We start from the raw sequence: 9,190 nt of genomic DNA, 5'->3' as shown, positions 1-9,190 counted from the left end.
CGCTTCAAGTATATCCCTTTGATTACTTGGAGTACAGCTCGACGATGAGGTGAGTAGCTACCTCGTAGTCAATATCCTCAGCTGAGGGAAGACGATTTACTGTAGCGGAGAAGTCATCCTTGTTAGCTGTGAGCCATACAGGAACGAGTCTGTCCTTAGTCTCTTCTACTGTAGCCTTGAACTTCTCGGAAGTTCTGTCCTTTTCTCTGAGGGCGATAACGTCGCCAACCTTAACTCTATAGGAAGGAATGTTTACCTTCTTGCCGTTTACTGTGTAGTGGCTGTGTACAACGAGCTGTCTTGCTTCTCTTCTTGTGAGAGCCAGGCCCATTCTGTATACAACACTGTCAAGTCTGGATTCGAGACAAGTGATAAGGTTATCACCGGCCTTACCCTCCATCTTCTCAGCGATCGCAAAGTAGTGTCTGAACTGCTTTTCGAGTACGCCGTAGATGAACTTCAGCTTCTGCTTTTCCTTCAGCTGAAGACCGTATTCAGAGATCTTCTTTCTGTTGTTTGCGTTCTTGAAACGGATGGACTCCTTCTTGGAAACGCCCATAACAGCAGGGCTGATGCCCAGATATCTGCACTTTTTAAGAATTGGTTCCTTCTGTACTGCCATTTTAATACACCTCCAATTTGATCAGACACGACGTCTCTTAGGCGGACGGCAGCCATTGTGCGGGATAGGTGTTACGTCCTTGATCATTCTTACCTCAAGGCCTACTGTCTGAAGTGCTCTGATTGCAGCTTCACGACCTGCACCGGGTCCCTTTACATATACTTCAACGTTCTTGAGGCCGTGCTCCATAGCAGCCTTTGCAGCTGTCTCAGCAGCAGTCTGTGCTGCGAAAGGAGTTGACTTCTTTGAGCCTCTGAAGCCGAGTTCGCCTGCGCTTGCCCAAGAGATAGCGTTTCCGGCTGTATCTGTGATCGTAACGATCGTGTTATTGAAAGTGGACTGGATATGAACAGCGCCGCTTTCGATATTCTTACGTTCTCTACGTCTTCTGACAGTAGTAACTTTTTTACCCTTCTGCTGTGCCAAAGCTCATGACCTCCTTACTTCTTCTTGTTAGCGATAGTCTTTACAGGGCCCTTGCGGGTTCTTGCGTTTGTCTTTGTTCTCTGTCCTCTTACGGGGAGACCCTTACGGTGACGAACGCCTCTGTAGCAGCCTATTTCAACAAGTCTCTTGATGTTAAGAGCAACTTCACGGCGGAGGTCACCCTCAACTGTGTAATGCTCATCGATATAATCACGAAGCTTAGCTACATCCTCCTCAGCGAGATCCTTTACTCTTACGTCAGGATCAACGCCTGTTGCTGCGAGGATATTTGTTGCAGTCTGACGACCGATTCCGTAGATATAAGTGAGACCGATTTCGATTCTCTTATTCTTGGGAAGGTCAACACCGGCTATTCTTGCCATATTATAATTGCACCTCCATTAATGCGCTCGGGGATCAGCCCTGACGCTGCTTATGCTTTGGGTTTTCGCAGATCACCATGATTCTGCCTTTACGTTTAATAACCTTGCACTTTTCGCAAATAGGTTTTACTGAAGGTCTGACTTTCATTGAAAATACCTCCTTTAGCGGATAGCGGATAATGAATATCCTGTATTATTACTTAACGCGCCATGTTATACGGCCCTTTGACAGGTCGTATGGTGACATTTCAAGCTTTACCTTGTCACCGGGTACGATTCTGATATAATTCATTCTGAGCTTGCCCGAAACGTGGGATAATACCTCGTGTCCGTTCTCAAGCTGAACCTTAAACATTGCATTTGGCAGAGCGTCGGTTACAACGCCCTCAACCTCGATTACATCTTCTTTTGACACTTTGAATAACCTCCTTTACTCAGCGCTTCCGAACTGCTTCAGAGCGTTCCTGAGTTTTTTATCAGTTATATCGTTTAGATCGATCATACTGTCTGTAACGCGGATATGCTTTATATTCTTGCGCTTGGGTTTATCGAGCTTTCTGCTCCTGCCGTCTGCTATAAAGCAATATTTTTCGTCGGTACCGACTACTGCGAAGAAGCCTCCGCCGTCTCGTCCCGCCTCCGCTCTTACAACAGAGCCTTTCATCAGCTTCACAATGTTGTCCTCCGTCAGGGCTGTGTCAATATAACGGGACCGTCAGGAGTTATTGCGATCATATGCTCAAAGTGAGCTGAAAGTGAACCACTTTTTGTAACGACTGTCCAGTTGTCTTTCATGACCTTGACGTCGTCTCCCTTGATATTTATCATGGGCTCGATGCAGATTGTCATACCCGCAACCAGTCTGGGTCCGTGACCTGCCTTACCCCAGTTCGGTACTTCGGGTGATTCATGAACTTCTCTGCCGATTCCGTGGCCGCAGTAATTTCTTACGATTCCGTAGCCTCGTGAAGCACAATACTCTTCAACAGCATGAGAAATATCTCCGACTCTTGCGCCAACCTGAGCCTGAGCTATGCCCTCGAAAAGGCTTTGCTCTGTAACCTCAAGCAATGCTTTAGCTTCATCAGAAATTTTGCCAACAGGGAAGGTCCAGCAGCTGTCTCCGTTGAAGCCCTTGTACGCAGCTCCCGTGTCGATGCTTACTATATCGCCTTCTTTAAGTCTGTGGCTTGCCTTGGGGATACCGTGGATTATCTCCTCGTTTACCGAGATACAAGCGTTCCCGGGAAATCCGTAAAGGCCTTTGAAGCAGGACTTCACGCCGTGGCGGGCATAATACTCGCCGACCAGCTTATCAACGTCAAGTGTTGACATTCCTGCTCTTAATCTTTCGCCCGCATACCATATTGCGCCGCAGGTAATCCTACCTGCTTCACGCATTATGGCTAATTCGGACTTTGATTTGATAGTTATGCTCATTACTTCTCTACTCCTACTGCCTGCAGAGTGAGCTTAGAAGTATCAGCGACCTCTTCCTGACCGATAACAGTGACAAGCTTGCCCTGCTTCTCGTAATAGTCCTTGAGAGGAGCTGTCTTTTCGTGATAAGTTGCAAGTCTGTCGAGAACGACTTCGGGCTGATCGTCCTTACGAACGATAGTCTTGTCGCCGCACTTATCGCAAACACCCTCGACCTTTGTAGGCTTGTATTCGATATGGTAGGAAGCTCCGCATCCCTGGCAGACTCTTCTGCCCGAGACTCTCTGTTTGATAGTCTCATCGGGAACGCTGATCTCGATAACCTTATCGATCTGGATGTTCATTTTGTCAAGAGCCTCTGCCTGAGGGACCGTTCTCGGGAAACCGTCGAGGATGAAACCGTTTTTGCAGTCGTCCTCAGCGATCCTCTCCTTCAGGATACCGATAACGATATCGTCTGATACGAGAGCACCCGCGTCCATAGCAGCCTTAGCCTTAAGGCCGTACTCTGTGCCGTTCTTGGCGGCTTCGCGGAGGATATTGCCTGTTGATATCTGAGGAATATTCAGAGCGTCGGAAACAACCTCTGCCTGAGTACCCTTGCCTGCGCCGGGGGCGCCTAAAAAGATAAGGTTCATATGTGTCGGTCCTCCTTTACTGTAAGAAGCCCTTATGATGACGCATCATAAGATGTGATTCAAGTGTTCTTGTAGTTTCAAGCGCAACGCTTACTGCGATAAGGATCGTAGTACCGCCCATTGAAAGTGATCTGAGCTGATCGTCTGCCATCGAGATGAAGATCGGGATAACAGCGATGATGCCGAGGAAGATCGCACCCACGAGAGAGATCTTGTTGAGGACTCTCTGGATATAATCGGAAGTGGGCTTACCGGGTCTGATACCGGGGATACCGCCGTTTGACTGACGGAGATTGTTTGCGATCTCAACAGGGTTGTACTGGATCGAAACGTAGAAGTAGTTGAACGCAATGATGAGCAGGAAGTAGATAGCTGCATAGGTCCAGTTTCTTGTGCTGAAGAACTTCATGAAGTGGTAATAGAAACCGCTTGTCTTTGTAGGAGCTCCTGCAAACAGCTCAATGGTCTGGGGAAGAGACATAAACGACATAGCGAAGATGATAGGCATAACGCCGCTCATGATGACCTTTATCGGGATATGTGTCTTCTGTCCGCCGTACTGCTTTCTGCCGACTACGCGCTTTGCGTACTGTATCGGGATACGTCTTTCTGCCTCGTTCATGAAGACGATGAAAGCGATCTCCGCAACTATGAATAAGAGATAGCCCAGTGATACGAAGAGGTACTTGCTGGGGTTATCCTTAGTGAGCTTTACGAGAAGGGCTGCGTCGGTGGGGAATCTTGCTGCGATACCTGCAAAGAGGAGCACAGAGATACCGTTTCCGATACCCTTGTCGCTGATCCTGTTACCCATCCAGACAACGATGAGAGCACCTGCTACGAAGCAAGCGATGATAACGAAGGCTGCGAAAGCGCCCTCTCCGCCGCTGCTGTACTTGAGTGCGTGGAGCACTCCGCCGTCCTCAGCATCAACGTTCATACGCTTGAGTATGAGGTAATATCCGTAGGACATTACTACTGCGAGGATCATAGCAACGAATGCCGTGATCTTGTCGATCTTTTTTCTTCCCTCTTCTCCCTCATCGCGCATACGCTCGAGAGGAGGCAGTGCATAAGTAAGCAGCTGCATGATGATGGAAGCGTTGATGAATGGTGTGATCGAAAGTGAAAACATTGTAGCCTGTGACATTGCACCACCGGTGATGGTGTTCATATAGTCCAGGAAGCCTCCGTCGGAAGCCTTTGTATCCATCCATGTCCTTACGACATCGGAATTCAGATAAGGAACTGCTACTGCACAGCCGAATCTGAACAGGATGATCATGAATAATGTGTATAAGATCTTTTTTCTGATCTCGGGGACGCCCCATGCCTTTCTCAAGGTCTGAAACACATTACATCACCTCTGCTTTCCCGCCAGCCTTTTCTATTTTTTCGATAGCGCTCTGTGAGAATTTAGCAGCCTTTACAGTTAACTTAGCGGAAAGCTCTCCGTTACCGAGGATCTTTACTCCGTCATAAACCTTCTTAACGAGACCCGAAGCCACGAGAAGCTCTGTGTCTACTACTGTGCCGTCCTTGAACTTGTTAAGATCGGAAACGTTAACGATAGCATACTTTGTTGCAAAGATGTTATTGAAGCCTCTCTTAGGGATTCTTCTTGCGAGGGGCATCTGACCGCCTTCAAAGCCGATCCTTACGCCGCCGCCGCTGCGGGCATTCTGACCCTTATGGCCCTTGCCTGCTGTCTTGCCGTTGCCCGAACCGTGGCCTCTGCCTATACGCTTTACAGCCTTGTTTGAATCGAGCGCAGGTGTTAATTCATGTATCTTCATACCGTTGCACCTCCTTGTTTACGCTTCTGTAACCTCAACGAGGTGTGAGATCTTCTTGATTTTTCCGTTTGTCTGCTCATTGTCGGGCTGTGTTGTAACATCTCCGACCTTCTTGAGGCCAAGTGACTGAGCAGTAGCGATCTGGTCCTGCTTTCTACCAATGAGACTCTTTACGAGCTTGATATTCTTTGCCATTTCTTACTGCCTCCTTAACCTAATATTTCCTTAACGGTCTTTCCTCTCTTAGCAGCAACATCCTTTGCGGAAGTGCAGTTTACGAGGCCGTTGATAGTAGCTCTTACTACATTGCAGGGGTTATTTGAACGCAGTGACTTTGTTCTGATGTCCTTGATGCCTGCTACTTCGATCACGGCACGAACAGGACCGCCTGCGATAACGCCGGTACCGGGTGCAGCGGGCTTCATGAGAACTCTGCCTGCGCCGAATGCGCCAACGATTTCGTGAGGGATAGTAGTTCCCTTGAGAGAAACCTTTACAAGGTTCTTCTTTGCGTCCTCGATGCCCTTACGGATAGCATCGGGAACTTCTCCTGACTTTCCAAGACCGAAGCCTACTGTACCGTTACCGTCACCGACAACAACCAGTGCGGAGAACTTCATGATACGTCCGCCCTTAACTGTCTTTGATACACGGTTGATAGCAACAACCTTCTCAGCGAACTCAGGAGCCTGTGTTTCAATATTAGCCATTGTTTTACCTCCCTCTTAGAACTTTAATCCGTTTTCACGGGCGCCCTCTGCGAGTTCCTTGACTCTGCCGTGGTAGAGGTAGCCGCCTCTGTCGAAAACAACTTCGCTGATTCCCTTATCAGCTGCGTTCTTTGCGATCATCTCGCCGACCTTGCGAGCACCCTCAACGTTGCCGCCGTTGCCCTCAAAGCCCTTATCCATACTTGATGCAGAAGCAAGAGTAACACCGTTTACATCATCGATGAGCTGAGCATAGATGTGCTTTGTTGAACGGAACACATTGAGACGGGGACGCTCGGGAGTTCCTGAGATCTTTGCACGAACTCTGCGGTGTCTCTTTAATCTTGCCTTATTGCTGTCAAATTTCTTAATCATAGCAATTTGCTCCTTTTAATTACTTCTTGCCCTTACCGGCCTTACCTTCCTTGCGGATGATATGCTCGCCTTCGTATCTGATGCCCTTGCCCTTGTAAGGCTCAGGGGGACGCTTTTCGCGAATCTCAGCTGCAAACTGACCTACAGCCTGCTTGTCGATACCGCTTACGACGATCTTGTTGGGCTGGGGAACTTCGAGCTTGATAGCGTCTGTTTCCTCAAGTACAACAGGATGTGAGAAGCCAAGGTTAAGATTTACCTTGTTGCCGCTCTTTGCAGCACGGTAGCCGACACCCTCGATCTCGAGAGTCTTGGAATATCCGTTTGTTACACCCTCAACCATGTTGTTGATGAGTGTTCTTGTAAGACCGTGAAGTGAGCGATGACGCTTGTCGTCGCTGGGTCTTGTAACTGTTATAGTGCCGTTCTCGACCTCTATGCCGAGCTCAGGGCTGAACTGTCTTGTAAGCTCACCCTTAGGTCCCTTTACAGTGAGAAGATTGTTCTCATTCTTTACTTCTACACCTGCAGGAACGCTTATAGGCATTTTACCGATTCTTGACATGATCGATATCCTCCTTACCAGATGTATGCGAGGACCTCGCCGCCGACGTTGAGCTCTCTTGCCTTCTTGTCGGTTACGATTCCCTTTGAAGTTGAAACGATTGCAATACCAAGGCCTTTTCTTACCTTAGGCATATCTGCGCAGCTTGAGTAGATACGCAGACCGGGCTTTGAAACTCTTCTGAGTCCGGTTATAACGGGAGACTTGTTGTCGCCGTATTTAAGCGTGATCCTGATAACACCCTGCTTTCCGTCTTCGATGAGCTGGAAGCCCTTTACATAGCCCTCGTCTACGAGGATCTGTGTGATGTCCTTCTTTACTCTTGAAGCGGGAACGTCAACAGTGGCGTGCTTAGCAGTATTCGCATTGCGAATTCTTGTTAAAAGATCAGCGATTGTATCAGTTATCTGCATGCCGAATGACCTCCTTCTTGTATTTTACCAGCTTGCCTTTTTAACACCAGGAATCTGACCGTCGTGTGCAAGCTCTCTGAAACAGATACGGCAGATGCCGAACTTTCTGAGATATGCGTGCGGTCTGCCACAGATCTTACATCTGTTGTAAGCTCTTGTGGAATACTTGGGAGTTCTCTGCTGCTTATTGATCATTGCCTTCTTAGCCATTTCTTTTCCTCCCTGATTACTTGATGAATGGAGCACCCAGAAGTGAAAGGAGCTCACGAGCTTCTTCATCAGTCTGTGCTGTTGTGATGAAGTTGATATCCATACCTCTTACCTTGTCGATCTTGTCGTACTCGATCTCAGGGAAGATGAGCTGTTCCTTGATACCTGTTGAATAGTTGCCCTTGCCATCGAATGAATTTGCGCTTATACCTCTGAAGTCACGAACGCGGGGGAACGCAACGTTAAAGAGCTTATTTACGAATTCATACATTCTTTCGCCTCTGAGAGTAACTTTAACGCCGATAGGCATACCCTCACGGAGCTTGAAGTTTGCAACTGACTTCTTAGCTCTGCACACTACAGGCTTCTGACCTGTGATAGCTGCGAGATCGGTCATGATGGCGTCGATGACCTTTGCGTTGTCCTTTGCTTCACCTGCGCCGACATTGATAACAACCTTGTCGAGCTTGGGGATCTGCATTACGCTCTTATAGCCGAACTTCTTCATAAGTGCAGGAGCAACGTCGCTAACATAAAAATCCTTTAAACTTGCCATGTCGTTTCTCCTTTACTATTATTCAAAAGACTTTCCGCACTTCTTGCAAACGCGGAGCTTCTTGCCGTCCTCTACAACGTGGCCGATTCTTGTTGCCTTGCCGCACTTGGGGCAAACCAGCTGAACCTTGCTTGCGTAAACGGGAGCCTCAGTCTTGATGATGCCGCCCTTTTCGCCCATTCTTGTAGGCTTAACGTGCTTTGTGATCATGTTGATGCCCTCAACGATGACCTTATCTTCCTTGGGGCTGACCTCTACGACCTTACCGGTCTTTCTGTCGCCCTTGCTGTCGAATTTATCCTCGTACTTGCCGGTGAGAAGGATTACAGTGTCACCGGTTTTAACGTGTACTTTACTCATAATCGAATGACACCTCCATTAAAGAACTTCAGGAGCGAGGCTGAGGATCTTTGTATACTCCTTTTCACGGAGCTCCTTAGCAACGGGCCCGAAGATACGGGTTCCCCTGGGGTTCTTGTCTTCCTTAATAATAACAGCAGCGTTCTCATCAAAGCGGATGTAAGTACCGTCCTCTCTTCTGAGACCCTTTGCTGAACGAACGATAACTGCCTTTACAACATCGCCCTTCTTTACAACGCCTCCGGGTGTTGCTTTCTTAACTGAAGCAACTACAACATCGCCGATATTTGCATATCTTCTGCGTGTACCTCCCAGAACTCTGATACACATAAGCTCCTTAGCGCCAGTGTTATCAGCGACTTTAAGATAAGTCTGCATCTGTATCACAGCGAGTTCCTCCTTTCAAGCTTTAAGCTTCTATCAAAATTACTTAGCCTTTTCAATGATATTTGTCACACGCCATCTCTTATCCTTGGAAAGCGGACGTGTTTCCATAACCTCAACGCGGTCACCGATCCTGCACTCATTGTTTTCATCGTGAGCCTTAAGCTTAACGGTACGCTTGATGATCTTCTTATAAAGCGGGTGTTTAACGTTATCAACGATAGCAACTACGACGGTTTTATCCATCTTATCGCTTACAACCTTACCTACTCTTGTTTTTCTAAGGTTTCTCTCAGTAGACATTAGCTAAAT

The 9,190-nt window shown here is 47.8% G+C and carries 20 protein-coding genes; all 20 read right to left on the bottom strand.

Features of this window, described 5'->3' with window-relative positions; all coding sequences use genetic code 11:
• Positions 1-22: 22 nt before the first annotated feature.
• From rpsD to rpsQ, 20 genes are read right to left on the bottom strand one after another with little or no spacing between them, the layout of a single operon-like run.
• Positions 23-622: a 30S ribosomal protein S4 gene (rpsD, locus tag DSZ37_RS06860; protein WP_028519358.1), complete on the bottom strand. Its 600-nt coding sequence runs from the start codon at positions 620-622 to the stop codon at positions 23-25.
• A 21-nt stretch (positions 623-643) separates the two neighbouring features.
• On the bottom strand, positions 644-1,048 hold the full coding sequence (gene rpsK / locus DSZ37_RS06855; RefSeq protein WP_024860931.1) for a 30S ribosomal protein S11: 405 nt from the start codon (positions 1,046-1,048) through the stop codon (positions 644-646).
• A 14-nt stretch (positions 1,049-1,062) separates the two neighbouring features.
• Entirely contained in the window at positions 1,063-1,431 is a 369-nt protein-coding gene (rpsM, locus tag DSZ37_RS06850; protein WP_028517939.1) for a 30S ribosomal protein S13, read from the bottom strand.
• A gap of 34 nt (positions 1,432-1,465) precedes the next feature.
• Positions 1,466-1,579 carry a 50S ribosomal protein L36 gene (rpmJ, locus tag DSZ37_RS06845; RefSeq protein WP_009984964.1) on the bottom strand — a complete coding sequence of 38 codons (114 nt, stop codon included), beginning with the start codon at positions 1,577-1,579 and terminating at the stop codon, positions 1,466-1,468.
• 48 nt (positions 1,580-1,627) lie between these two features.
• Positions 1,628-1,846, bottom strand: coding sequence for a translation initiation factor IF-1 (gene infA, locus DSZ37_RS06840; protein WP_009984966.1), 219 nt, complete (start codon positions 1,844-1,846; stop codon positions 1,628-1,630).
• 15 nt (positions 1,847-1,861) lie between these two features.
• Entirely contained in the window at positions 1,862-2,095 is a 234-nt protein-coding gene (locus DSZ37_RS06835; RefSeq protein ID WP_242978587.1) for a KOW domain-containing RNA-binding protein, read from the bottom strand.
• Positions 2,096-2,118: 23 nt separating this feature from the next.
• Positions 2,119-2,871 carry a type I methionyl aminopeptidase gene (gene map / locus DSZ37_RS06830; protein ID WP_109726176.1) on the bottom strand — a complete coding sequence of 251 codons (753 nt, stop codon included), beginning with the start codon at positions 2,869-2,871 and terminating at the stop codon, positions 2,119-2,121.
• Positions 2,871-3,509: an adenylate kinase gene (locus DSZ37_RS06825; RefSeq protein ID WP_028519362.1), complete on the bottom strand. Its 639-nt coding sequence runs from the start codon at positions 3,507-3,509 to the stop codon at positions 2,871-2,873. The genes map and DSZ37_RS06825 overlap by 1 nt, the downstream gene beginning before the upstream one ends.
• Before the next feature lie 16 nt (positions 3,510-3,525).
• A complete protein-coding gene (gene secY / locus DSZ37_RS06820; RefSeq protein WP_109726175.1) occupies positions 3,526-4,863 on the bottom strand; it encodes a preprotein translocase subunit SecY in 1,338 nt (445 codons plus the stop codon).
• A 1-nt stretch (position 4,864) separates the two neighbouring features.
• Positions 4,865-5,305, bottom strand: a complete 441-nt coding sequence (rplO, locus tag DSZ37_RS06815; protein ID WP_028519364.1) for a 50S ribosomal protein L15 — start codon at positions 5,303-5,305, stop codon at positions 4,865-4,867.
• An 18-nt stretch (positions 5,306-5,323) separates the two neighbouring features.
• Entirely contained in the window at positions 5,324-5,500 is a 177-nt protein-coding gene (gene rpmD / locus DSZ37_RS06810) for a 50S ribosomal protein L30 (protein WP_019680115.1), read from the bottom strand.
• 14 nt (positions 5,501-5,514) lie between these two features.
• Entirely contained in the window at positions 5,515-6,015 is a 501-nt protein-coding gene (gene rpsE / locus DSZ37_RS06805; RefSeq protein ID WP_109726174.1) for a 30S ribosomal protein S5, read from the bottom strand.
• A gap of 15 nt (positions 6,016-6,030) precedes the next feature.
• The gene (gene rplR / locus DSZ37_RS06800) at positions 6,031-6,390 is read right to left on the bottom strand and encodes a 50S ribosomal protein L18 (RefSeq protein WP_024860940.1); all 360 of its coding nucleotides are present in this window, start codon (positions 6,388-6,390) and stop codon (positions 6,031-6,033) included.
• A 19-nt stretch (positions 6,391-6,409) separates the two neighbouring features.
• Entirely contained in the window at positions 6,410-6,955 is a 546-nt protein-coding gene (rplF, locus tag DSZ37_RS06795) for a 50S ribosomal protein L6 (protein WP_109726173.1), read from the bottom strand.
• Positions 6,956-6,969: 14 nt separating this feature from the next.
• The gene (gene rpsH, locus DSZ37_RS06790) at positions 6,970-7,368 is read right to left on the bottom strand and encodes a 30S ribosomal protein S8 (protein WP_019680111.1); all 399 of its coding nucleotides are present in this window, start codon (positions 7,366-7,368) and stop codon (positions 6,970-6,972) included.
• Positions 7,369-7,392: 24 nt separating this feature from the next.
• A complete protein-coding gene (locus DSZ37_RS06785; RefSeq protein ID WP_009984979.1) occupies positions 7,393-7,578 on the bottom strand; it encodes a type Z 30S ribosomal protein S14 in 186 nt (61 codons plus the stop codon).
• A gap of 16 nt (positions 7,579-7,594) precedes the next feature.
• Positions 7,595-8,134, bottom strand: coding sequence for a 50S ribosomal protein L5 (gene rplE, locus DSZ37_RS06780; RefSeq protein ID WP_028519367.1), 540 nt, complete (start codon positions 8,132-8,134; stop codon positions 7,595-7,597).
• Positions 8,135-8,152: 18 nt separating this feature from the next.
• Positions 8,153-8,494: a 50S ribosomal protein L24 gene (rplX, locus tag DSZ37_RS06775; RefSeq protein ID WP_109726172.1), complete on the bottom strand. Its 342-nt coding sequence runs from the start codon at positions 8,492-8,494 to the stop codon at positions 8,153-8,155.
• A gap of 18 nt (positions 8,495-8,512) precedes the next feature.
• Positions 8,513-8,881: a 50S ribosomal protein L14 gene (gene rplN / locus DSZ37_RS06770; protein ID WP_028519369.1), complete on the bottom strand. Its 369-nt coding sequence runs from the start codon at positions 8,879-8,881 to the stop codon at positions 8,513-8,515.
• Between the two features lie 39 nt (positions 8,882-8,920).
• Complete coding sequence (gene rpsQ / locus DSZ37_RS06765) at positions 8,921-9,181, bottom strand: 30S ribosomal protein S17 (RefSeq protein ID WP_019680108.1); 261 nt, start codon at positions 9,179-9,181, stop codon at positions 8,921-8,923.
• Between the last annotated feature and the right edge of the window lie 9 nt (positions 9,182-9,190).

This window comes from Ruminococcus flavefaciens, assembly GCF_900116855.1.
Taxonomy (GTDB): domain Bacteria; phylum Bacillota; class Clostridia; order Oscillospirales; family Ruminococcaceae; genus Ruminococcus; species Ruminococcus flavefaciens_R.
The sequence above is the reverse complement of the archived record's forward strand: the minus strand, read 5'-3'. Positions and strand labels throughout refer to the sequence as shown.

Excerpts from the sequence above, each read along its gene's own strand:
- rpsH (WP_019680111.1), bottom strand. The coding sequence starts at position 7,368 with ATGCAGATAACTGATACAATCGCTGATCTTTTAACAAGAATTCGCAAT.
- DSZ37_RS06835 (WP_242978587.1), bottom strand. The coding sequence starts at position 2,095 with ATGAAAGGCTCTGTTGTAAGAGCGGAGGCGGGACGAGACGGCGGAGGC.
- DSZ37_RS06785 (WP_009984979.1), bottom strand. The coding sequence starts at position 7,578 with ATGGCTAAGAAGGCAATGATCAATAAGCAGCAGAGAACTCCCAAGTAT.
- rplE (WP_028519367.1), bottom strand. The coding sequence starts at position 8,134 with ATGGCAAGTTTAAAGGATTTTTATGTTAGCGACGTTGCTCCTGCACTT.
- DSZ37_RS06825 (WP_028519362.1), bottom strand. The coding sequence starts at position 3,509 with ATGAACCTTATCTTTTTAGGCGCCCCCGGCGCAGGCAAGGGTACTCAG.
- rpsD (WP_028519358.1), bottom strand. The coding sequence starts at position 622 with ATGGCAGTACAGAAGGAACCAATTCTTAAAAAGTGCAGATATCTGGGC.
- rpmJ (WP_009984964.1), bottom strand. The coding sequence starts at position 1,579 with ATGAAAGTCAGACCTTCAGTAAAACCTATTTGCGAAAAGTGCAAGGTT.
- rpmD (WP_019680115.1), bottom strand. The coding sequence starts at position 5,500 with ATGGCAAAGAATATCAAGCTCGTAAAGAGTCTCATTGGTAGAAAGCAG.
- rpsM (WP_028517939.1), bottom strand. The coding sequence starts at position 1,431 with ATGGCAAGAATAGCCGGTGTTGACCTTCCCAAGAATAAGAGAATCGAA.
- rplX (WP_109726172.1), bottom strand. The coding sequence starts at position 8,494 with ATGAGTAAAGTACACGTTAAAACCGGTGACACTGTAATCCTTCTCACC.
- rpsQ (WP_019680108.1), bottom strand. The coding sequence starts at position 9,181 with ATGTCTACTGAGAGAAACCTTAGAAAAACAAGAGTAGGTAAGGTTGTA.
- rplR (WP_024860940.1), bottom strand. The coding sequence starts at position 6,390 with ATGATTAAGAAATTTGACAGCAATAAGGCAAGATTAAAGAGACACCGC.
- rplO (WP_028519364.1), bottom strand. The coding sequence starts at position 5,305 with ATGAAGATACATGAATTAACACCTGCGCTCGATTCAAACAAGGCTGTA.
- rplF (WP_109726173.1), bottom strand. The coding sequence starts at position 6,955 with ATGTCAAGAATCGGTAAAATGCCTATAAGCGTTCCTGCAGGTGTAGAA.
- map (WP_109726176.1), bottom strand. The coding sequence starts at position 2,871 with ATGAGCATAACTATCAAATCAAAGTCCGAATTAGCCATAATGCGTGAA.
- rpsE (WP_109726174.1), bottom strand. The coding sequence starts at position 6,015 with ATGGCTAATATTGAAACACAGGCTCCTGAGTTCGCTGAGAAGGTTGTT.